This is a genomic window from Geodermatophilus sp. SYSU D01180 (assembly GCF_054050415.1).
This window is the reverse complement of record NZ_JBJGZH010000006.1, coordinates 150,628-173,176: the sequence shown is the minus strand read 5'-3', so window position 1 is coordinate 173,176 and position 22,549 is coordinate 150,628. Positions and strand designations below refer to the sequence as shown.

Below are 22,549 nucleotides of genomic sequence, written 5' to 3'. Positions count from 1 at the left end.
CGGTCGATGGTAAGTGAGCGGCAGGAATGGCCATTTCTGCCGCCCGGGGGCCGCTCAGACCAGGTCGAGCGGGTCGAGCTGGACGCGCACGTGCTCGGGCACCTTGCGGGCGCTGCGCACGCCCTGCACCTCGGCCAGGGCGGTCGCCAGCGCCAGGCCCTCGGTGCGCGGCACCCGCACGAGGTACCGCTCGCGCTCGCCGTCCTGCCCGGGCCGCGGCGGCTCGGGCACCGGGCCGAGCAGGTCGGCGTCGCCGGGCAGCCGCGCGGCGGCGAGGAACTCCGCCAGCGCGGCCGGCGAGCCGGACAGCGCGGCCATCCGGGTGGCCGGCGGGAAGCCGAGCTCGCGGCGGTCGGCGAGCTCGCGCGCGGCCAGCCAGCCCGGGTCCCAGCGGACCAGCGCCTGGACGACGGGGTGCGCGGCGTCGGCGGCGACGACGACCGAGCCGTGCGCCCGCACCAGCGTGGCGGCGTTCATCCAGCGGCGCAGGGTCTCCTCCCCCGCCCGCAGGTCCGCGCGCCCGAGCAGCGCCCACGAGTCGAGCAGCAGCGCGGCGCCGTAGCCGCCCTCGGCGACCGGCTCGGCGCCCGGGGTGGCCACGACCAGCTGCGGCCCGGCCGGCACCGACGGCAGCACGCCGGACCCGCGCCCGGACACCCGCACCGGCGCCCCGGGGAACGCCCGGCCCAGCTCCTCGGCGGTGCGGTTGGCGCCGACGACGGAGGCGCGCAGCTTCGTCCCGTGGCAGTGCGGGCAGTCGAAGGTGGCCGCGGGGCGGGCGCACCAGCGGCAGGCGGGCACCCGTGAGCCGCCCGGTCCGGGCGTGGGCGCGATGCCCAGCGGCCCGGAGCAGACCGCGCAGCGGGCCGGCGCCCGGCAGCGGTCGCAGGACAGCCCGGGCGCGTAGCCGGCGCGCGGCACCTGCACCAGCACCGGGGTGCCCTCGGCCAGCGCCGCGCGGGCCACCCGGTGGGCGAGGCTGGGCAGCCGGGCGGTGCGCGCGGCGGGGTCGCGGGCCAGCTCGTGGTCCTCTCCGAGAGCCTGCACCCGCGGGGCGACCGCGCGCAGCGTGGCGCGGTCGGCGGCGAGCTCGTGCGCCCAGCCGCTCTCCACCAGCAGCGCGGCCTCGGCGGTGCGCGCGGTGGCCGCGACGACTGCGGCGCACGAGGACAGGTGCGCGCGGTGCACCAGCACGTCGCGGGCGTGCGCGTAGGGGGCGCGCGGCTCGGCGTGCAGGTCGTCGCCGTCGTCCCAGATGGCGACCAGGCCCAGGTCGGCGACGGGCGCGAAGGCCGCCGCGCGGGTGCCGAGGACGACCTTCGCGCTGCCGCGGGCGGCGTCGAGGAAGCGGCGGTAGCGGGCGTCGGGGGCGGCGTCGGCGCGGAGCACGACGAACGACCCCGCCGGCAGCCGGGCGGCGGCCGCGGCCTCCAGCCGGTCCAGGTCCCGGCCGTCGGGGACGACCACCAGCGCGCCGCGGCCGCCGGACAGCGCCGCCTGGCACAGCTCGGCCAGCCGGGCGGGCCAGTCCTCCCCCGGCAGCGCCGTCCACACCGCGCGGGCGGGCCGACCCTCGGCGACGGCGGCCAGCAGCGCCGGCCCGGTCGGGTAGCGGGCGAAGCCGGCTGGGTCCGGCGCCGCCGGCGGGTCCGGGGGCCCTGCCGGCGGGCGCTTCTCCGCGGCCGCCCGGCGCGGCGGGACGGCCAGCCGCAGGACGTCGGTCAGCGTGCCGCCCCAGCGCTGCGCGACCGAGCGGGCCAGCGCGGCCACCTCGGGGGTGAGCACCGGCTCGGAGGAGACCAGCTTGGCCAGCGGGGCCAGCTTGCGGCCGGACTCGCTGACGTCGGTGAGCTCGAGCACGAACCCGTCGACCAGCTGCCCGGCGAAGCGCACCCGCACCCGGCAGCCGGCCCGGACCTCGCCGGCCATCTCGTCCGGGACCGCGTAGTCGAAGGCCCGGTCGAGATGGGCCAGCGGCACGTCGACGACGACCCGGGCCACGCGTTTCGGCCCCGCGCGGAGGCTCGCCCCGAGCTCGCGAGGGGGAAGGGGCGCGGGGTCCGTCGACAGCGCTGTTCTCCGTTCGGCGGGGTCGTGTCGCAGCAGTGTCCCCGCCGGGTCCGACGATCCTGGCCCCGCCGCGACCCCGGTGACGTCCTCCGTCAGCCCACCGCGGAGCGGAGGGCCTCCACGCGGTCGGTGCGCTCCCACGGCAGCTCGACGTCGGTGCGGCCGAAGTGGCCGTACGCGGCGGTCGGGCCGTAGATCGGCCGCAGCAGGTCCAGGTCGCGCACGATCGCGCCCGGGCGCAGGTCGAACACCGTGGTGACCGCCTTCTCCAGGACGTCGTCCGGGACGGTGCCGGTGCCGTGGGTGTCGACGAACAGGCCGACCGGGTGCGCGGCGCCGATGGCGTAGGCCACCTGCACCTCGCAGCGGCGGGCCAGGCCCGCGGCGACGACGTTCTTGGCCACCCAGCGCATCGCGTAGGCGCCGGACCGGTCGACCTTGGACGGGTCCTTGCCGGAGAACGCGCCGCCGCCGTGGCGGGCCATGCCGCCGTAGGTGTCGACGATGATCTTGCGGCCGGTCAGCCCGGCGTCGCCCATCGGGCCGCCGATGACGAACTTGCCGGTCGGGTTGACCAGCAGCCGGTATCCGTCGGTGGGCAGGCCGAGGGCCCGCAGCTCCGGCTCGACGACGAGCTCCTGCACGTCGGGGGTGAGCAGCTGCTCGATGGAGATGTCCTCGGCGTGCTGCGAGGAGACGACGACGGTGTCGACGCCGACCGGCCGGTCGTCCTCGTAGACGACGGTGACCTGGGTCTTGCCGTCGGGGCGCAGGTAGGGCACCGAGCCGTCCTTGCGGACCGCGGCCAGCCGGCGCGAGAGCCGGTGCGCCAGCGCGATCGGCAGCGGCATGAGCTCGGGGGTCTCGTCGGTGGCGTAGCCGAACATCAGGCCCTGGTCGCCGGCGCCCTGGCGCTCGATCTCGTCGTCGGTGGTGCCGGTGGTGCGCGCCTCGTAGGCGGTGTCCACCCCCTGCGCGATGTCCGGCGACTGGGAGCCCAGGGACACGCTGACGCCGCACGAGGCGCCGTCGAAGCCCTTGCGGGAGGAGTCGTAGCCGATCCGCAGCACGGTGCGGCGGACGACGTCGGCGATGTCGACGTAGCCGGCGGTGGTGACCTCGCCGGCGATGTGGACCTGGCCGGTGGTGATGAGCGTCTCGACGGCGACGCGGCTGCGCGGGTCCTGCGCCAGCATCTCGTCGAGGATCGCGTCGCTGATCTGGTCGGCGATCTTGTCCGGGTGGCCCTCGGTCACCGACTCGGACGTGAAGAGGCGGCGTGGCACTCGGTTCTCCCTGGGTCGGTGACGAGATCACGGCGCGGCCTGCCCGCGCCGTGGGAGCAACTTACCGGCGCGTCCCGCCCGTGGCAGCCGCCGGTCAGGCGAGACGGGGCAGGACGACCTGCCAGACGGCCGCGGCGACGGCGTCCTTGCTGCCGTGCGGCACCTCGGTGGCGGTGCCGTCGGCGGCGAGGACGACGGCGGCGTTGTCCGGGCGGCCGAACACCCCGCCGCCGGAGACGTCGTTGACGACCAGCAGGTCGCAGCCCTTGCGGGCGAGCTTGGCACGGGCGTGGGCCAGCACGTCGGCGTCGGCGTCCCCGGTCTCGGCGGCGAAGCCGACCACGAGCTGCCCGGGGGCGCGCTTGGTGACCAGCTCGGCGAGCACGTCGGGGTTGCGCACCAGCGGGACGGCGTCGGGCTCGCTCGCGCTGTCCTTCTTGAGCTTGGTCCCCGCGACTGTGGCCGGCCGGAAGTCCGCGACGGCCGCGGCCATGACGACGACGTCGGCTGCCGCCTCCCCGCCCGACCCGGCCTCGGCGAGCATCGCGGCGCGCAGCTCCTCCGCCGTCCCGACGGGGACGACGCGGACGCCGAACGGCGCGGGCAGGTCGACGTTGGCCGCGACGAGGGTGACGTGGGCGCCGCGGGCGGCGGCGACGCGGGCCAGCGCCCAGCCCTGCTTGCCGGACGAGCGGTTGCCCAGGTAGCGCACCGGGTCCAGCGGCTCGCGGGTGCCGCCGGCGCTGATCAGGACGCGGCGGCCGGTGAGGTCGGCGCGCACGACGTCGGCGCCCGCCGCGAGGACCACCTGCGCCAGCGCGGCCACGTCGGCGGGCTCGGGCAGCCGGCCGGGGCCGGAGTCGGGACCGGTCAGCCGGCCGACGGCGGGCGGCAGCACGACCGAGCCGCGGCGGCGCAGCGTGGCGACGTTGTCCTGGGTGGCCGGGTGCAGCCACATCTCGGTGTGCATGGCCGGCACGAACACCACCGGGCAGTGCGCGGTGAGCAGCGTGGCGGTGAGCAGGTCGTCGGCGCGGCCCGTCGCGGCGCGGGCGAGCAGGTCGGCGGTGGCCGGCGCGACGACGACGAGGTCGGCGGTCTGCCCGATCCGCACGTGGGCGACCTCGGGCACCTCCGACCAGACGTCGGTGGTGACCGGGTGGCCGGACAGCGCCTCGAAGGTCGCCGCACCGACGAAGTGCAGCGCACCGGGCGTGGGGACGACGCGGACGTCGTGCCCGGCCTCGGTCAGCGCGCGCAGCAGCAGGGCGGCCTTGTAGGCGGCCACGCCCCCGGCGACGCCCAGCACGATCCGGCTCATGCGGCCCATCCTCCCGCAGACGCGACGACGCCCCCGGCCCGGGCCGGGGGCGTCGTCACTCGCAAGGGGCTGGAACGGCCCCGTCGCAGGGCCCCGCGCCGAGCGTGCGAGGCGTGGGGGCGAGGGGGTCCTTCGTCTAGTTCTCGCCGGCGGTGTGGGTCAGCAGGCCCTCGTTGATCTCGCGCAGCGCGATCGACAGGGGCTTCTCCTGGGGCGCGGTGTCGACCAGCGGGCCGACGTACTCGAGCAGGCCCTCGGAGAGCTGGCTGTAGTAGGCGTTGATCTGGCGCGCGCGCTTGGCGGCGAAGATCACCAGGCCGTACTTGCTGCTGGTGCGCTCGAGCAGCTCGTCGATCGGCGGGTTGGTGATGCCCTCGGGGGCGGGTGCGACTCCGGACACGGGCGGGCGTGCTCCTCGGTTGGCTCGGTGGGAGTGAGGGGCCTCGGGTGGCCGGTCACTCGGAGGCGCCGACGGCCTTCCCGGACGACGGCGCGACCAGCAATCCTACCAACTCGTCCGCGGCCTTCGCGACGTCGTCGTTGACCACCACGACGTCGAACTCCCCCGAGGCGTCCAGCTCGGCCTGCGCGATCGCCAGCCGGCGCTCCTGCACGGCCGGCGGCTCCGAGCCCCGGCCGGCCAGCCGGCTCTTCAGCTCCGCCCACGACGGCGGGGCGAGGAAGACCAGCTGCGCCTCCGGGGCGCGCGCCCGCACCTGGCGGGCGCCCTGCAGCTCGATCTCGAGCAGCGCCGGGGCCCCGGCCGCGAGGCGCTCGCGGACCGGGGCGGCCGGCGTGCCGTAGCGGTTGCCCGCGTACTCGGCCCACTCGAGCAGGCCGTCCTCGGCGACCAGCCGGTCGAACTCGGCGTCGCTGAGGAAGTGGTAGTGCACCCCGTCGACCTCGCCCGGGCGCTGCCGGCGGGTGGTCACCGACACCGAGACCCACACGTCGGGGTACCGGCGGCGGACCTCGGCGACGACGGTGCCCTTGCCGACCCCCGAGGGTCCGGAGAGCACCGTGAGGCGCGCCGGGGCAGGGATCGGCTGGGCAGTCGGCAACGGGTGGTCCCTCGTGGTGCTGGTGTCGGGCGGGTGGTGCGGCGGGCTGACCTCAGACCGTCGAGTCGGCGGGCACCTGGTCGGCGGCCACCGGATCGCCGCCGAACTCCGCCTCCAGCGCCTTGCGCTGGTTGGCGCCCAGGCCGCGCACCCGGCGGGTCGGGGAGATCTCGAGCCGCTCCATGATCTTCGCAGCCCGCGCCTTGCCCACGCCGGGCAGGGACTCCAGGACGGCGGAGACGCGCATCTTGCCGATGACCTCGTCGGTCTCGCCCTGCTTGAGGACGTCGCCGACCGTGGCGCCCTTGCTCTTCAGCCGCTCGCGGAGCTCGGCGCGCGCCTTGCGGGCGGCGGCGGCCTTCTCCAGTGCGGCGGCGCGCTGTTCGGGGGACAGGTCGGGGAGGGGCATGGTGCGTCCCATCGTGTCGTTGCCGGGGATCTGCGACCCGGCGGGTACGTGCGGTGTCGGGTGCGGGCCCGCGGTCTGGGCACCGACGATCAACCTAGTAACCACGAATCCGCAGGTCACGCGCTGTTTGCACGAGCTCTTCGATCTGCCGTCGTCCGCTCGTGACGCCCCGTGGAGGGTCGGCGTGACCGTCCGTGAACACCGCAGGTCACAAAGTATACGAAACGCATTCGTATCGGCTCGGACGCCCCGTCGCATCGGGACGTGACACGCCGGACGACGCGCTCGGCACGCCCGTCCGGCGGCCGTCTCAGCTGGTGAGCTCCTCCGCCCACCGGGCCGCGGCGGCGCGCAGCGCGGCCGGGTCCGGGCCCGCGGCGAGCACGTCGCGGGAGACGGTCGGGACGACGGCGCGGCCGGTGCCGAACAGCCGCCGCAGGTCCGCGGCCGAGCCGCCCTGGGCGCCCAGCCCCGGCGCGAGCACCGGCCCGCCGAGCCCGTCGAGCTCGACGTCGGGCTCGCGCAGCGTGGCCCCGACGACCACGCCGAAGGACCCGGTCGTGGCGCCCCAGCGGCTGCGGAGGTCCTGCACCGCGCCGAGGTCGGGCAGCGGGTCGCCGACCGTCCAGCCGGGGGTGTTCCAGCCGCGCACGGTGTCGACGACGACCTGCGCCACCGACCGCTCCCCCACCGCCGCGTGCTGCAGCGTGCCGGCGTCGGGGTTGGACGTGCGGGCCAGCACGAACAGCCCGCCGCCGGTGAGCCGGGCGGTGTCCACGGCCGGCTGCAGCGAGCCGGGCCCGAGATAGGGGCTGACGGTGAGCGCGTCGACGGCGCACGGGTGCTCCGGGCGCAGCACGTCGGCGTAGGCGTCCATGGTCGAGCCGATGTCGCCGCGCTTGGCGTCCAGCAGCACCAGCGCCCCGGCCTCCCGCGCCCGGGCGACGGCGTCCTCCAGCACGGCCAGGCCGCGCGAGCCGTGCCGCTCGAAGAACGCCGACTGCGGCTTGAGCACGGCGACCTCGCCGGCCAGCGCGTCGACCACCGTGTCGGTGAACCGGCGCAGCCCGTCGACGTCGTCGGCCAGGCCCCAGCGCGCCAGCAGCGGCGCGTGCGGGTCGATGCCCACGCACAGCGGCCCGCGGGCGGCGACGGCGTCGGCGAGCCGCTGCCCGAACGGCGCGCTCACCGTGGCACCGCTCGCGGCAGGGTGTCGCCGTGCGCGGCGATGCAGTCGCGGGCGAGGAAGGGGTCGGCGAAGGCGCCCGAGGCGGACTGCACGGCGTCGGCGCCGGCGTCCCACAGCGCCGCGAACGACGCCGGGTCGGTCACCCCGCCCATCGCCAGCACGTCGAAGCGCCGGCCGGACGCCTCGCGCAGCGCCACCAGCCGGCGGGTGAACTCCAGGGCCTGCCCGCGGACCGCCGCCCCCGACAGCCCGGCCACCGCGCGGGCGGGGAAGGTCGGCTCGCCGTCGCCGCGCACCACCCGGCTCGCGACCGTGTTGATGCCGGCGACGCCGTCGACCAGCGGCGCCAGCCGGGGCACCAGCGCGGCCAGCCGGTCCTCGTCGAGCCAGGACAGCTTGGCGACCAGCCCGGTGCGGTCGGCCAGCGCGCGGCGCACGCCCTCGACGACGGCGACCGTGGCGTCCGCGTCCAGGCACAGCGGTGGCTCCACGCCGTCCGGGGAGGCCGACAGCGTGTTCGGGCAGGACAGGTTCAGCTCGACGACGGTCGCGCCGGCCTCCTGCGCCATCGCCGCGACGCGGGCGAAGTCGTCGACCAGGGCGGGGCCGTCGCCGGACCCCATGACGCTGACCAGCAGCAGCTGGTCGGCGTCGACGGTGGCCAGCGACCGCTCGAGGTCGGCCATCCACTCCTCCGGCGCCGGCGAGGGGACGCCGAACGAGTTGACCGTGCTGACGTCCGGGGAGCCGGGCTCGACCCAGTCCCAGGGGTCGGAGACGACGGCGTCGCCGGGCGGGCGCGGCGCGAACGTCCAGTTCGGCTGCACGTTGGGCTCGTGCGCCCGGCTGCGCACCGTCTTGTAGGTGAGCACGCTGAACCCGTTGCGGGCGTGGAAACGCACCCACTCCTCGCCGCCGTTCAGCACGCAGGCCGGCACACCCAGCGGGAAGGCGACGTCGCGGCCGAGCACCCGCCACCGCCGGTCGCCGGCCCGCGGCCGCTCGGGCAGCCGCGGGCCGACCGGGGTCGTCAGGTTGTCCCGGTAGGAGCCGAGCAGGTCGTAGGACGGCGTCCGCACCCCGTGCGCGGCGAGCAGCCCGCCGTGCCCGGCGAAGAACGCCACCCGGGTGAGCAGCGGCAGGTCGCCGTCGCCGGCCTCCCCTGTCGCCAGCCGGGCGGCCAGCCCCTCGGCGCCGCCGCGCAGGGCGTCGAGCTCGGACGCCGGCGGCGTCGCGAACCGGGTGACCCCGGCGAGGAACGACGCCGCCAGCCCGTCGAGCAGCCCGCGCGCGACCAGGTCGTCGCGCACCCGCCCGACGACGCTCACGAGCGCGGCGGCGCGGCGGCGATACCGGCGTGGACCTCCTGCAGGCTGCGCACCCCGAGCCCGCCGCGGCGCAGCGCCTCCACGCCCTGCACCGCCGCCGCCAGCCCCTGCACCGTGGTGACGCACGGGATGCCGGCGGCCACCGCCGCGGTGCGGATCTCGTAGCCGTCCAGCCGCGGCCCGCTGTTGCCCGGCGACCCGAACGGCGTGTTGACCACGACGTCGACGTCGCCGGCCAGGATCCGCTCGACGCAGTTGCCCGGGCCCTCGCTGTACTTGCCGACCACCTCGCACTCGACGCCGTTGCGGCGCAGCACCTGCGCGGTGCCGGCGGTGGCCAGCACCCGGAAGCCGAGGTCGGCCAGCCGCTTGACCGGGAACACCGCGGCCCGCTTGTCCCGGTTGGCCAGCGAGACGAACACCGTGCCCTCGGTGGGCAGCGAGCCGTAGGCGGCGGCCTGGGACTTGGCGAACGCCGTCCCGAAGCCGTCGTCGAGGCCCATGACCTCGCCGGTGGACTTCATCTCCGGCGACAGGACCGTGTCGACGCCGTGGCCCTCGACGGTGCGGAACCGGTGGAAGGGCAGCACCGCCTCCTTGACCGCGATCGGCGCGTCCTCGGGCAGGTCGGTGCCGTCGCCGGTGGCCGGCAGCACGCCGGCGGTGCGCAGCTCGGCGATCGTCTCCCCCACCGCGATCCGCGCCGCGGCCTTGGCCAGCTGCACCGCGGTCGCCTTCGACACGAACGGCACCGTGCGGCTGGCCCGCGGGTTGGCCTCCAGCACGTACAGGACGTCGTCCTTGAGCGCGTACTGCACGTTGAGCAGCCCGCGGACGCCGATGCGGGCGGCCAGCGCCTCGGTGGCGGTGCGGATCTGCGCCAGGTCCGAGGAGCCCAGGGTGATCGGCGGCAGCGCGCACGCGGAGTCGCCGGAGTGGATGCCGGCCTCCTCGATGTGCTCCATGACGCCGCCGAGGTAGAGCTCGGTGCCGTCGTAGAGCGCGTCGACGTCGATCTCGACGGCGTCCTCCAGGAACCGGTCCACCAGCACCGGGTGCTCGGGGCTGACGTCGGTGGCCTTGGCGATGTAGGCCTCGAGCGTGGCGTCGTCGTAGACGATCTCCATGCCGCGCCCGCCGAGCACGTAGGACGGGCGGACCAGCACCGGGTAGCCGATCTCGGCGGCGATCGCGCGGGCCTCGGCGAACGTCGTCGCGGTGCCGTGCTTGGGCGCGAGCAGGCCGGCGTCGGCGAGCACCCGGGAGAACGCGCCGCGGTCCTCGGCGTCGTCGATGGCCTCCGGGGAGGTGCCCAGCACCGGCACCCCGGCGTCCTTGAGCCGCTGGGCGAGACCGAGCGGCGTCTGCCCGCCGAGGGTGCAGATGACCCCGGCCACGGGACCGGCGGCCCGCTCGGCCTCGACCACCTCGAGGACGTCCTCGAAGGTCAGCGGCTCGAAGTACAGCCGGTCGGCGGTGTCGTAGTCGGTGGAGACCGTCTCGGGGTTGCAGTTGACCATCACGGCCTCGTAGCCGGCGTCCTGCAGCGCCATGACCGCGTGCACGCAGGAGTAGTCGAACTCGATGCCCTGGCCGATCCGGTTGGGCCCGGAGCCGAGGATCAGCACGGCCGGCTTGTCGCGCGGCTCGATCTCGGTCTCCTCGTCGTAGGACGAGTAGTGGTACGGCGTGCGGGCGGCGAACTCGGCGGCGCAGGTGTCCACGGTCTTGAACACCGGCCGGACGCCGAGCCGGTGGCGCAGCAGCCGGACGCCGTCCTCCCCCGACAGCTCCGGGCGCAGCGCGGCGATCTGCCGGTCGGAGAGCCCGTGCCGCTTGGCCCGGCGCAGCACCGCGGCGGTGAGCGCCGGCGCCTCGCGGACCTCGGTGCCGACCTCGCCGACCAGCGCGATCTGGTCGACGAACCACGGGTCGAACCCGCTGGCCGCGGCGACCTGCTCGACGGTGGCGCCGGCGCGCAACGCGGCCTCGGCGACGTAGAGCCGCCCGTCGACCGGCGTGCGCAGCGCCTCCAGCAGCTCCTCGGCGCTGGACCCGGCGACGTCTCCACCGGCCCCGCCGGCCCCGGTCCAGAACCCGGCGACCTTGGTCTCCGTGGACCGCATCGCCTTGCCCAGCGCCTCGGGGAAGTTGCGGCCCATCGCCATGACCTCGCCGACGCTCTTCATCGTCGTGGTCAGCCGCGGGTCGGCGCCGGGGAACTTCTCGAACGCGAACCGCGGGATCTTCACGACGACGTAGTCCAGCGCCGGCTCGAAGCTCGCCGGGGTGACGCCGGTGATGTCGTTGGTGATCTCGTCGAGGGTGTAGCCGATGGCCAGCTTCGCCGCGATCTTGGCGATCGGGAAGCCGGTGGCCTTCGACGCCAGCGCCGACGACCGCGACACCCGCGGGTTCATCTCGATGACGACCAGGCGCCCGTCGGCCGGGTTGACCGCGAACTGGATGTTGCAGCCGCCGGTGTCGACGCCGACCTCGCGCAGCACCGCGATGCCGACGTCGCGCATCCGCTGGTACTCGCGGTCGGTGAGGGTCATCGCCGGCGCGACGGTGACCGAGTCGCCGGTGTGCACGCCCATCGCGTCGACGTTCTCGATCGAGCAGATGACGACCACGTTGTCGCTGCGGTCGCGCATGAGCTCGAGCTCGTACTCCTTCCAGCCGAGCACCGACTCCTCGACGAGCACGGTGTGCACCGGGGAGTCGGCCAGGCCGTGGGAGGCCATCCGGCGCAGCATCGCCTCGTCGGTGGCGAAGCCCGAGCCCAGGCCGCCCATGGTGAAGCTGGGCCGGATGACGACGGGGTAGCCGACCTCGGCGGCGGTCTCCAGTGCCTCCTCGACGGTGGCGCAGACCCGCGAGCGCGGGGCGTCGGCGCCGATGGACCGGACGATGTCCTTGAACATCTGCCGGTCCTCGCCGCGGTTGATCGCGTCGACGTCGGCGCCGATCAGCCGGACGCCGTAACGCTCCAGCGTGCCGTTCTCGTACAGGCCGATCGCGATGTTCAGCGCGGTCTGCCCGCCGAGGGTGGCCAGCAGCGCGTCGGGGCGCTCCTTGGCGATGACCCGCTCGACGAACTCCGGCGTCAGCGGCTCGACGTAGGTGGCGTCGGCGACGTCGGGGTCGGTCATGATCGTCGCCGGGTTGCTGTTGACCAGGCTGACCCGCAGGCCCTCGGCGCGCAGCACGCGGCAGGCCTGGGTGCCGGAGTAGTCGAACTCCGCGGCCTGGCCGATGAGGATCGGCCCGGAGCCGATGACCAGGACGTGCGAGATGTCGGTGCGCTTGGGCATCAGGCGTTCTCCCCCGTGCTGGACTGGACCCGCGGCGCCGGGCTGACCGCTCTGCCGTCGTTCCGGTGGGCGTCCATGAGGTCGACGAACCGGCCGAACAGCGGCGCGGCGTCGTGCGGGCCGGCCGCGGACTCGGGGTGGAACTGGACGCTGAACGCCGGGGCGTCGAGCAGGCGCAGGCCCTCGACGACGTCGTCGTTGAGGCCGACGTGGCTGACCTCGACCCGGCCGTGGGCGGTGTCGGTGGGCCGGTCCAGCGGCGCGTCGACGGCGAACCCGTGGTTGTGGCTGGTCACCCGGACCGTGCCGCTCACCCGGTCGAGCACCGGCTGGTTGAGGCCGCGGTGGCCGAAGCGCAGCTTGTAGGTGCCCAGGCCCAGCGCCCGGCCGAGGATCTGGTTGCCGAAGCAGATGCCGAACAGCGGCCGGCCGGCGTCGAGCACGCCCCGCACCGCGGCGACGGCGTAGTCGGCCGCGGCCGGGTCGCCGGGGCCGTTGGACAGGAACACGCCGTCGGGGCCGGCCGCGAGCAGGTCCTGCGCGGTCGCGGTCGAGGGCAGCACGTGCGTCTCGACGCCGAGCTCGGCGAGGTGCCGCGGGGTCGCGGTCTTGATGCCGAGGTCGAGCGCGGCGATGGTGAACCGCCGCTCCCCCACCGCCGGGACGACGTAGGGCTCGCGGGTGCTCACGTGCGGCGCGAGGTCGGCGCCGACCATGCCCTCGGCGGCGCGCACCCGGGCGAGCAGCGCGTCGGCGTCGGTGGACTCGCTGCTGATCCCGGCCCGCATGGCGCCGCGCTCGCGCAGGTGGCGGGTCAGGGCGCGGGTGTCGACGCCGCTGATCCCGACGACGCCCTGCGCGGCGAGCTCGTCGTCGAGGCTGCCGGTGGCCCGCCAGTTGGCCGGGCGGCGGGCGGGGTCGCGGACGACGAACCCGGCCACCCACATGCGGCGGCTCTCGTCGTCCTCCCCGTTGACGCCGGTGTTGCCGACGTGCGGCGCGGTCATCGTGACGATCTGGCCGGCGTAGCTGGGGTCGGTCAGCGTCTCCTGGTAGCCGGTCATCCCGGTGGCGAACACCGCCTCGCCGACCGTCGTGCCGACCTTGCCGTAGGACTCGCCGCGGAACGTCCTGCCGTCCTCGAGGACGAGGATCGCCTCGCTCACTTCTGTGCCTTTCCGTCCAGGACGGTCGCCTCGCCCCGCAGGAACGTGGCGACCACGCGGCCGGGGAGCTCCCGGCCGGCGTAGGGGCTGTTGCGGCTGCGGCTGGCCAGCGCGGCCGGGTCGACGGTGGCCCGGGCGGCGGAGTCGAGCAGCAGCAGGTTGGCTGGCTCACCGGGCGCGATCGGGCGCCCGTGTCCGGTCAGGCGGCCGATGGCCGCCGGGCGGGCCGACATGCGGTCGGCGACGCCGGCCCAGTCGAGCAGGCCGGGCTCCACCAGCGTCTCCAGCACCACCGACAGCGCCTGCTCCAGCCCGAGCATCCCGGGCCGGGCCTGCGCCCACTCGCTCTCCTTGTCCTCCACCGCGTGCGGCGCGTGGTCGGTGGCGACGGCGTCGATGGTGCCGTCGGCCAGGCCCTGCCGGAGGGCCTGCGCGTCCTCGTCAGTGCGCAGCGGCGGGTTGACCTTGAACACCGGGTCGTAGGACTCGGCGCAGGCCTCGGTGAGCAGCAGGTGGTGCGGGGTGACCTCGGCGGTCACCTGCACGCCGCGGGACTTGGCCCACCGCAGGATCTCCACCGACCCGGCGGTGGAGACGTGGCAGACGTGCAGCCGGGCGCCCACGTGCTGGGCGAGCAGCACGTCGCGGGCGATGACCGCCTCCTCGGCGGCGGCCGGCCAGCCGATGAGCCCGAGCCGCGCGGAGCGGTCGCCCTCGTTCATCTGCGCGCCGGCGGTCAGCCGCGGCTCCTCGGCGTGCTGGGCGACGACGCCGTCGAAGGCCTTGACGTACTCCAGTGCGCGGCGCATGAGCGCGGGGTCGGCGACGCAGTGCCCGTCGTCGGAGAAGACCCGCACGCGGGCGGCGGAGTCGGCCATCGCGCCGAGCTCGGCCAGCCGCTCGCCCCGGAGGCCCACCGTCACCGCCCCGACCGGGACGACGTCGACCAGCCCGGCCTCCTGGCCCAGCCGCCACACCTGCTCGACGACGCCGGCGGTGTCGGCGACCGGGTCGGTGTTGGCCATGGCGTGCACCGCGGTGAAGCCGCCGAGTGCCGCGGCCCGGCTGCCGGTCTCGACCGTCTCGGCGTCCTCGCGGCCGGGCTCGCGCAGGTGGGTGTGCAGGTCGACCAGGCCGGGCAGCGCGACCAGCCCGTCGGCGTCGACGACGGTCGCGCCGGTCGCGGACAGCCGGTCCCCGACCGCGGCGACCCGTCCGTCCTTGAGCAGCAGGTCGGCGGGCTCGCCGCCGAGGACGCGCGCCCCCTTGATCAGCGTGGTCACGCGTTCCCTCCGAGCAGCAGGTAGAGCACGGCCATGCGGACGGAGACGCCGTTGCCGACCTGCTCGACGATCGTCGAGCGGACCGAGTCGGCGACGTCGGCGGCGATCTCCATGCCGCGGTTCATCGGGCCGGGGTGCATGACGATCGCGTCGTCGGACAACGCGGCCATCCGGTGGGCGTCCAGGCCGTAGCGGCGGCTGTACTCGCGGGCGCTGGGGAAGAACGAGGCGTTCATCCGCTCGGCCTGTACCCGCAGCATCATCACCACGTCGGCCTTGGGCAGCACGGCGTCGAGGTCGTAGGAGACCTGCACCGGCCAGGACCCGACGCCGACCGGCAGCAGCGTCGGCGGCGCGACGAGGGTGACCTCCGCACCGAGCGTCGTCAGCAGCCAGACGTTGGAGCGGGCCACCCGGCTGTGCAGGACGTCGCCGACGATCGCCACCCGCACGCCGTCGAGCCGGCCCAGCCGGCGGCGGACCGTGTAGGCGTCCAGCAGCGCCTGGGTGGGGTGCTCGTGGGTGCCGTCGCCGGCGTTGACGACGCTGCCGCGCACCCAGCCGGCCAGCCGGTGCGGAGCGCCGGACGCCGAGTGGCGGACGACGATCGCGTCGCTGCCCATCGCCTCCAGGGTGAGCGCGGTGTCCTTGAGGCTCTCGCCCTTGGAGACGCTGCTGCCCTTGGCGGAGAAGTTGATGACGTCCGCGGACAGCCGCTTGGCCGCGAGCTCGAAGGAGATGCGGGTGCGGGTGGAGTCCTCGTAGAAGAGGTTGACCACCGTGCGGCCGCGCAGCGTGGGCAGCTTCTTGACCTCGCGGCCGGCCAGCGCCTGGTCGATCTGCGCGGCGGTGTCGAGGACGAGCGTGGCGTCGGCGCGGTCGAGGTCGGCCGCGTCCAGCAGGTGCCGCTTCACCGGCCGGTCACCAGCACCTCGTCGGCGCCGTCGGTCTCGGCGAGGTGGACCCGGACCTTCTGCGCGCGCGAGGTGGGCACGTTCTTGCCCACGTAGTCGGCGCGGATCGGCAGCTCGCGGTGGCCGCGGTCGACCAGCACCGCCAGCTGCACCGCGCGGGGCCGGCCGAGGTCGCGCAGCGCGTCGAGGGCCGCGCGCACCGAGCGGCCGGAGAACAGCACGTCGTCGACGAGGACGACCAGCCGGCCGTCGATGCCCGCGGGCGGCAGGACGGTGTCCTCCAGCGCCCGGACGCCGCGCATCCGCAGGTCGTCGCGGTAGAGGGTGATGTCGACGGTGCCGACGTCGACCGCCGTGCCGGCGAAGGCGGCGATGCGGGCGGCCAGCCGGCGGGCCAGCGGGGCGCCGCGGGTGGGGATGCCGACCAGGACGAGGTCGGGCAGGGCGTCGCCGGCCTTCTCGATCACCTGGTGGGCGATGCGGTCGACGACGCGGGCGACGTCGGCAGCGGCGAGCAGCACGGTGGGCGCCGGGCCGCCGGACGGGTCTGTGGACTGGTTCCCGGGCAGGGGCCCGGTCGTGCCGGCCATCAGGCCTCCTTCCCCGCCTCACGGGACGGGTCGTTAAAGGAGTGGGTGGACCGGTCTCGACCGTACTGCACCCCTCCGTGTGACCGTCGTCGCGCGTCGTGGCCCCGCAGGTGGGCGCGGGAGTCCCAGGATGGCCCGCACGAGGGAGGCGCTGTTGCCATCCGCCACTTGTGAGTACGCTGCGTGACGACCCAGCCTCCGACACGACGACGGACAGTGAGCAGAGACGCATGAGCACGGACTACTCACGGGCACTCGGCGCCCGGCTGCGGGCCATCCGCAACCAGCAGGGTCTCTCCCTCCAAGGCGTGGAGGACAAGTCGCACGGCCGCTGGAAGGCCGTCGTCGTCGGGTCCTACGAACGCGGGGACCGCGCGGTGACCGTCCAGCGGCTCTCCGAGCTCGCCGTCTTCTACGGCGTGCCGGTCTCCGAGCTGCTGCCCGACCCGCGCCCCTCATCGGCCGTCACCTCGACGACCAAGATCGTGCTGAACCTCGAGTCGCTGGGCTCGCTGCCGGCCGACGAGGCCGGCCCCCTCGCCCGCTACGCCTCGACCATCCAGGCGCAGCGGCACGACTACAACGGCAAGGTCCTCTCCATCCGGGCGGAGGACCTCAAGTCGCTGGCGATCATCTACGACATGAGCCCCGACGAGCTCACCACCCGGCTCATCGAGTGGGGCGTGCTCAACCCCGGCATGGACGGCGTCGGCGGCCCCGTCGACGACGAGGACGAGGCCTGGGACCGTCGCCGCGCCCCCCGCTGAGGAGACACCGCTGCCCAGCGGCAGGCCTCGCGACAGCACGACGAGACCGGGCCACGGAGTGCGTGCGCCCCGGCCACCGGCCGGGTCGGTCCGGCTCGGGTGACCGGGGCACGTGTCCGCGCCCGCCCGGGCCCGCGGTCACAGCCGCGCGGACAGCCGCCGACCGCGTAGCGTCAACTCCCCCCGGGCGCCGTTCGAGGGGCCTGTGCGCGGTGGCGGGTCCACGAGCGCGTCGGACAGCTCGGTCCGACCGGTGATGCCGAGCTTGCCGTAGATGTGAGAGAGGTGCGCCTCGACGGTGCGCACCGACACGACCAGCCGGTCCGCGATCTGCACGTTGCTCAGCCCGAGGCTGGCCAGCCGAGCCACCTCCTGCTCCCGTGCGGTCAGGGACGGGGGCAGCAGCGCCTGCAGGGACTGACTGCCTGCCAGGCCGCACTCGCGTGCCAGCGTGACGGCCCGTGCCATGGCCGTGGCCGCCGCACGCCGCGCGCCGCGGCGCTCGTGGGCGGCCGCTGCCTCCGCGGCGGCGTCCGCAGCGGTCAGCACCAGGCCGGCCTCCTCGAAGCGGCGGCTCAGCACGTCGAGGTCGTCCCCGTTCTCGGCCACGATCGCCCCCACGTGGTCGGCGAGGTCCTGCACGTAGGCCGACTCGCAGCGCCGGGCGAGGACGCCGAGCCGGTCGACCACGTGGAGCGGGCGCCCGAAGCGGAAGGTGGTGTGCAGGACGACCGCCTCGGTCGCCACCTGCCCCTGTTCGGCGGCGCTCCGAGCGGCCTCCCGGCTGAGCCGGGCGGCCTCAGCGGAGTGTCCCTGGGCACCGGCCACCACGGCGCGTGCGACGAGGACGAAGGGGGCGTAGACGGGGAGCGCGGAGGCGGCTTCGTCGAGTTCGGCAACGAGCCCGCGTGCGGCGTCGACGTCGCCGAGGAGCGCCCGCGCCATCGCGAGCTGGGAGCGGCACAGCGGCAGGAGACCCAGCGGGTCGGCCCTCCGCAGGCCCGCGTACGCGCTCACCAGCCAGCGGGCCGCCAGTCGTACCCGCCCGGCGGCGAGCGCGGCCCAGCCACAGTGCAGGGAGGCGACGGCGTCCCCGTACCACTCCGGACCGGCCAGGTTGCGCCGGTGGAGGTCGGCCGCGAGGGACTCGAGCTCACGCGCCCGTCCGCTCAGGCGGAGCGCCATGACCTCGGCCTGCGTCAACGCCAGGTACACGAAGGCGGGCACGCTCCTCCCATCCGGCCACGTCAGACGGGCCCGCCCCTCGGCGACCCTGGACAGCGCCGACCGCGGAGCTCCGGTGACGGCGTGCCCCAGTGCAGCCGCGGCGGTCGCGATCTGCCAGGCCGGCTCCCCTTCGCGGGCGGTGGAGCGCACAGCCGTTGCCTGGTCCACCGCCCCGACCGGGTCGCCGCTGCAGAAGGCGAGAACCGCCCCGGTCGCCGCGAGGAGGGAGCGGCCGTGGTCCGAACGGACTGCCGGGACCACCGCGTCGAGCACGGCCTGCGCCTGGGCGACCTGACCGAGGGCGCAGGCCAGGTCGAGCACCCGGATCACCGTGGCCTCGACGCGGTCGTCGTCCGTGACGGCGACCTCTGCGGCGTGGCGGGTGAGGTCCTCGGTCTCCACCGGGGACCCGGGCCAGGTGGTGGCCTCCACCAGCGCGAGGTACGCCGGCGCCTGCCCGCCCGCCTCGACGGCGGCCCGCGCCAGGCGCCCGGCGAGGCGGTGGTCGAGCATCGCGGCCGCACTCCGTGCGGCCGCGGCGAGCTGCCCGGCGTCCGGCACCGGCTCCCCCCCGTCGAGCAGCGCCAGGCACCGGGCTGCGACGTGTGCCGGGGACCGGTCGTTCCCGGAGCCCGCGAGGAGCTCGCGGCGGATGGATCGGAGCACCGCCTCCGGTGTACGGCTCCGGACGACCTCCGTGTACAGCGGGTGTGCCGTACGGACGAGACCCGGCGTCCCCTCGGCGTCGTCGACGACGACGCCGAGGCGTTCGAGCCGGGCGACGGCCTCACGGCTGCTCAGCGCCTCGACCTCGCGGGCCGACAGCGGTTCGACCGTGGCGAGGACCTCCAGCACCCGCCACTCCGCGGCATCCAGCTGCCCCAGCTGGGCCAGCACGATCTCACCCAGCCGCTGGGACGGCAGCATGGCGTCCTGCCACCGCCACGCCCCCTCGCACCTCGTCAGCCGCCCGCTCCAGACGCCGTCCTCCAGCAGCTCCCGGAGGAACAACGGGTTGCCTTGACTCAGGTGCCAGAGTCGCTCACCCGTCCGGGCGTCCACGTCCCCGCCGAGCACCTGGCCGACCAGCCGGACGAGCTCGGCGCGGCGCAACGGCTCCAGGTGGATCCGGTCGGCCAGCCCGTCCTTCCACAGCGGGGCGGCCGGATCCGGCTCCGTCGCGCCGGTGCGCACGGTCAGGACCAGCATGACCGCACCGCTCGCGGCGAGCTGGTGCAGGAGGGTCACCGACATCTGGTCGAGCAGATGGGCGTCGTCGACGCCGAGGACCGGGGTCGGACCGGTCCCGTCCCCGGCTATGGCCGCGGTCGCCCGTTGCAGCAGGGCCAGTCCGGTTGCGCCGTCGTCCACCGCGGGCAGGAGGTGGGCCAACGCGCCGAGCGGCACGAGCGCCGCGGCACTGGTGGCCACGGCCCACGCGGTCGGGTGGCCCCGCTGGGCGGCGGCGGTCAGGGCCTCCCGAGCCAGTCGGGACCGCCCCACCCCCGGGGGACCTGTGATCACCAGGCTGCGCTCCGGCCTCGCGGTGAGCGCAGCGTTCATGGTCCGGAGCTCGGCTTCCCGACCCATGAGGGGCCAGCGCATCGCCTCCATCAGACGGGACGAGCGCGATCAGGGACGGACCACGGCATCCCGTGTCCCGTCCGTCGTTCCACCGCTCCCGGCATGAGCTCCCTCGCCACTGCCGCTCCCCCGAGCTACTGGTACGGATCCCGCGCGGCGACTTTAGTCACGGATTCGTCCCGAATTCGACGTCCGGGCTCCCCCGCGGCCCGGGTCGTGCCCCTGTGCTACGCGTCCCTCACAATCAGTTCGCCCGACCGGAGGCCGCTCCCCCGGTCCCCGCTCCCGGACCGACCACGAGGACAGACGGCCCCCCGCCGAGGGCGGCAGCCGGCGGTGCCCCGGCGGTGGAGCCGCCGACCGTGACCTCCCAGTCCGCCTCCGCGGCCGCCGGCGACCCGACCCGGACCAGCCGATCGGGCGGGACCCCGTCCCGGAGGAGGTCCCCCCACAGCCCGGCCGGCACCGCCACGGTGCCGCCGGAGGAGGCCGGCCCGGCGATCCAGTCGGCGAGCTGCTGGTGCGGCGGGGTCCGCGCGGACACCGGCAGGAAGAGCGCTCCGGTGATCACGACGACCAGGGCGGTCACGAGGAAGGTGCCCCTGAGCAGCGGGTGCGGTCGGGCCGTCGCCGGGCCACCGGTCCACGCGGCAGCGAACAGGACGCCGAGCAGCCCCACGGTGCCCAGCACCACCGGGAGCGCCGTGCCGGCCCCGTGCCAGGGCACCACGGCCGACACGGTGGCCGCACCGGCGGCTGCCGCCGGCAGGCGGAGGCCGCGGAGGAGGAACCCGGTGCCGACGGCGAGCGCCGCGAGGAGCAGCAGCACGGCGCGCTCGGAGGCTCCGAGGGGGAGGTCGGCCGGACCGCTCGGCACGGTGGCCACCACAGCGGCGACCGGGAGGACGACGAGCGCTGCCAGCCACGGTCGGGTGTCGCCCTCCACCGTGTCCGGGCGGGCGTGCCGGGGTCCGCCCGCGTGCCGCGCGCGCCGGCCCGACCCGGCTCCGAGGTGGGTCCCGATGCCCACGGCCAGCGGGACGGCGACCAGGGGCTCGGTCGCCACGCCCACCGTGACGGCGGCGATCCCGAGCACTCCGGCGACGGGGCGCCGTGCCCGGGTCAGCACGAGCGCGCCCACGGCGGCCCACGCGGCCCCGACCAGACCGCTGCCGACCGTGGCGAGCACGGTGACCGCCGGCCCCATCACGAGCACCGCCAGCAGGGGCAGGGCCACCGCGACCGGGCGTACGCGCCGGGTCCGGGCGAGCACGAGGAGCGCCACCACCAGGACCGCGGAAGCCACGACCGCGAGTTCCCGGCCTCCCGCCAGGATCGTGTCGTGCCGCTCGAAGGCACCGGTCAGCCAGGCGTAGCCGGCCACCTGCAGGCGCAGCAGCCGGTCGCCGGAGCCCGCTGCGGCACCGTCCACGCCGCGCAGGGCGGCCCACGCGCCGTCCACCAGCCGGAGCTCCGCCGCGGTGGCCGGGTGCGACCAGGCGACGGAGGCCACCCGCACGAGCAGGAGGCCGCCGAGGCCTGCCAGCCCGACCACCGCACCGACCCGGCGGACGGCTGCCCGGTGGGCCGACCCGACCTGCCCGGCCCAGCGGACGGCGGGACGGCCGGCGACCAGGGCGACGGGACGCCGGGCGACCAGGGAGGCCAGTGACCACAGGATGAGCCCCAGGCCGAGCCACGGCAGGGCCAGGAGCAGGAGCTGGAAGACGCCCAGCGTGGTGGCCAGGACGTCCCCGCTCCGGGCGTCGGCGTCGAGGCGCCGGAGGTACTCCAGCGACGCCTGCCAGGCGACGGGCAGCAGGTGCGGCAGGGCGACGAGGACGGCGACCAGCCAGGCGAGCAGCGTGGGGACGATCAGTGCGACCCACAGCACGACCACCCGGCGCGCCCGTGGCCTGAGCTTGCGCAGGAGCGGGTGGGACGGGCGGCCCGGGAGCAGGCTCAGCAGCGCCGGCTTCACGAAGCCGAACAGCTCGGGGACCCCCACCAGGTCGGCGAGGATGTAGTAGCCGTCCATCCGAAGGTTGGGGAGGAACTGCCAGGCCGTCTGCGCGTGCATCGTGACCAGCGCGATGAGCAGCCACGGCTCGCCCGTCCCGAGGTAGCACAGGCCCAGCGCCAGCATGGCGATGCAGTTGAAGTAGACGCCGCCCAGGTCGGTCCGCAGCCGCCCGACCCGGTCGAGGCGGTAGCTGTCGGTGACCTTGCTGTAGAACGCCGGCCAGACGATGTAGAGCCCGACGCCGACCTCGCCGGGACGGGCGCCGCCGTAGCGGCAGGCGGTCACGTGGCCGGACTCGTGGAAGGCGGTGAAGACCACGGTGAGGCCGAGGAGGGCGAGCACCAGCCCGGGCTGCCGGGCCACGTCGACGACGGCGGACTCCATCCGGCCGAGGACGTCGCCCTGGGCCACGATCCAGACGTCGACGGCGAGGAACGCGGTGACCAGCGCCACCCAGGCCGGCCGGGTGAACAGCGGCCGGAAGAACCCGGCGATGCGCCAGCTGACGGCGGCCGGGATGACCCCGGCGCGGTAGCGGAGGCCCAGCAGCGGGTCGGCGCGGACCGGCGCCTGCAGGCTCGCGTCCCCGGCCCCGGCGACGTGCTCGTCGACGTGGTCGGCAGCGATGATCCCGGCGGGCCGGAGCCGCTCCTCGACCAGGAAGGTCACCTGCTCGGCGGTCAGCTCACGGCCGAGCTCGGCGCTCAGGTCGGCCGCGACCTGCTCGGTGTCCCGGCCGTCGAGGGAAGCGGCCACCCGGTAGAGCAGGCGGGGCAGCTGCATGACCTGCCCGTCGACCCGGCGGATGATGAACCGGGGGTCCTCGTAGGCGGAGTCCTGGTACTCGCCCAGCAGCTCGGTGCCCGGGGCCAGCCGTGGCAGCGGGATCCCACCCGTTGCCGGGCGGTCGAGGACCTCGGTCTGCGTCACGCTTCCCTCTCCGTCCCTCGTCGGCCGATCCGGACACGGGGAGGGGCGGCCGGGGACCGGCCGCCCCTCCCCTGGACGCGGCGG

At 75.6% G+C, this 22,549-nt stretch carries 16 protein-coding genes; 1 reads left to right on the top strand and 15 read right to left on the bottom strand.

The window, feature by feature from the left end; all coding sequences use genetic code 11:
• Positions 1–54 precede the first annotated feature (54 nt).
• The 13 genes from ACI8AA_RS08265 to pyrR all read right to left on the bottom strand — a co-directional run bounded on the left by ACI8AA_RS08265 (position 55) and on the right by pyrR (position 15,934).
• Positions 55–2,001, bottom strand: a complete 1,947-nt coding sequence (locus tag ACI8AA_RS08265; protein WP_457044004.1) for a primosomal protein N' — start codon at positions 1,999–2,001, stop codon at positions 55–57.
• Between the two features lie 161 nt (positions 2,002–2,162).
• Positions 2,163–3,356 carry a methionine adenosyltransferase gene (metK, locus tag ACI8AA_RS08260; protein ID WP_457044003.1) on the bottom strand — a complete coding sequence of 398 codons (1,194 nt, stop codon included), beginning with the start codon at positions 3,354–3,356 and terminating at the stop codon, positions 2,163–2,165.
• Between the two features lie 94 nt (positions 3,357–3,450).
• Positions 3,451–4,677 carry a bifunctional phosphopantothenoylcysteine decarboxylase/phosphopantothenate--cysteine ligase CoaBC gene (gene coaBC, locus ACI8AA_RS08255; protein ID WP_457044002.1) on the bottom strand — a complete coding sequence of 409 codons (1,227 nt, stop codon included), beginning with the start codon at positions 4,675–4,677 and terminating at the stop codon, positions 3,451–3,453.
• A 136-nt stretch (positions 4,678–4,813) separates the two neighbouring features.
• Positions 4,814–5,077, bottom strand: coding sequence for a DNA-directed RNA polymerase subunit omega (gene rpoZ / locus ACI8AA_RS08250; RefSeq protein WP_012949163.1), 264 nt, complete (start codon positions 5,075–5,077; stop codon positions 4,814–4,816).
• A 55-nt stretch (positions 5,078–5,132) separates the two neighbouring features.
• The gene (gene gmk / locus ACI8AA_RS08245; RefSeq protein WP_457044001.1) at positions 5,133–5,738 is read right to left on the bottom strand and encodes a guanylate kinase; all 606 of its coding nucleotides are present in this window, start codon (positions 5,736–5,738) and stop codon (positions 5,133–5,135) included.
• A gap of 52 nt (positions 5,739–5,790) precedes the next feature.
• Positions 5,791–6,147, bottom strand: coding sequence for an integration host factor, actinobacterial type (gene mihF, locus ACI8AA_RS08240; protein WP_456936409.1), 357 nt, complete (start codon positions 6,145–6,147; stop codon positions 5,791–5,793).
• A gap of 310 nt (positions 6,148–6,457) precedes the next feature.
• Entirely contained in the window at positions 6,458–7,336 is an 879-nt protein-coding gene (gene pyrF / locus ACI8AA_RS08235) for an orotidine-5'-phosphate decarboxylase (protein WP_457044000.1), read from the bottom strand.
• Positions 7,333–8,664, bottom strand: a complete 1,332-nt coding sequence (locus ACI8AA_RS08230; protein WP_457043999.1) for a dihydroorotate oxidase — start codon at positions 8,662–8,664, stop codon at positions 7,333–7,335. Before ACI8AA_RS08230 ends, pyrF begins: the two co-directional genes overlap by 4 nt.
• A complete protein-coding gene (carB, locus tag ACI8AA_RS08225; protein ID WP_457043998.1) occupies positions 8,661–11,981 on the bottom strand; it encodes a carbamoyl-phosphate synthase large subunit in 3,321 nt (1,106 codons plus the stop codon). The genes ACI8AA_RS08230 and carB overlap by 4 nt, the downstream gene beginning before the upstream one ends.
• Complete coding sequence (gene carA / locus ACI8AA_RS08220; RefSeq protein ID WP_457043997.1) at positions 11,981–13,147, bottom strand: glutamine-hydrolyzing carbamoyl-phosphate synthase small subunit; 1,167 nt, start codon at positions 13,145–13,147, stop codon at positions 11,981–11,983. The genes carB and carA overlap by 1 nt, the downstream gene beginning before the upstream one ends.
• Positions 13,144–14,430, bottom strand: coding sequence for a dihydroorotase (locus tag ACI8AA_RS08215; RefSeq protein ID WP_457043996.1), 1,287 nt, complete (start codon positions 14,428–14,430; stop codon positions 13,144–13,146). Before ACI8AA_RS08215 ends, carA begins: the two co-directional genes overlap by 4 nt.
• The gene (locus ACI8AA_RS08210; RefSeq protein WP_457043995.1) at positions 14,427–15,344 is read right to left on the bottom strand and encodes an aspartate carbamoyltransferase catalytic subunit; all 918 of its coding nucleotides are present in this window, start codon (positions 15,342–15,344) and stop codon (positions 14,427–14,429) included. Before ACI8AA_RS08210 ends, ACI8AA_RS08215 begins: the two co-directional genes overlap by 4 nt.
• Complete coding sequence (pyrR, locus tag ACI8AA_RS08205; protein ID WP_457043994.1) at positions 15,341–15,934, bottom strand: bifunctional pyr operon transcriptional regulator/uracil phosphoribosyltransferase PyrR; 594 nt, start codon at positions 15,932–15,934, stop codon at positions 15,341–15,343. The genes ACI8AA_RS08210 and pyrR overlap by 4 nt, the downstream gene beginning before the upstream one ends.
• A gap of 230 nt (positions 15,935–16,164) precedes the next feature.
• Here pyrR and bldD point away from each other — a divergent pair, with 230 nt between their 5' ends.
• Complete coding sequence (bldD, locus tag ACI8AA_RS08200) at positions 16,165–16,701, top strand: transcriptional regulator BldD (RefSeq protein WP_387986855.1); 537 nt, start codon at positions 16,165–16,167, stop codon at positions 16,699–16,701.
• A 138-nt stretch (positions 16,702–16,839) separates the two neighbouring features.
• On the opposite strand, the gene ACI8AA_RS08195 is transcribed toward bldD, so the two are convergent.
• Positions 16,840–19,518 (bottom strand): LuxR C-terminal-related transcriptional regulator, encoded by a 2,679-nt coding sequence (locus tag ACI8AA_RS08195; RefSeq protein ID WP_457043993.1) that lies wholly within the window; start codon positions 19,516–19,518, stop codon positions 16,840–16,842.
• Between the two features lie 238 nt (positions 19,519–19,756).
• Positions 19,757–22,465 carry a hypothetical protein gene (locus tag ACI8AA_RS08190; protein WP_457043992.1) on the bottom strand — a complete coding sequence of 903 codons (2,709 nt, stop codon included), beginning with the start codon at positions 22,463–22,465 and terminating at the stop codon, positions 19,757–19,759.
• Positions 22,466–22,549: the final 84 nt, after the last annotated feature.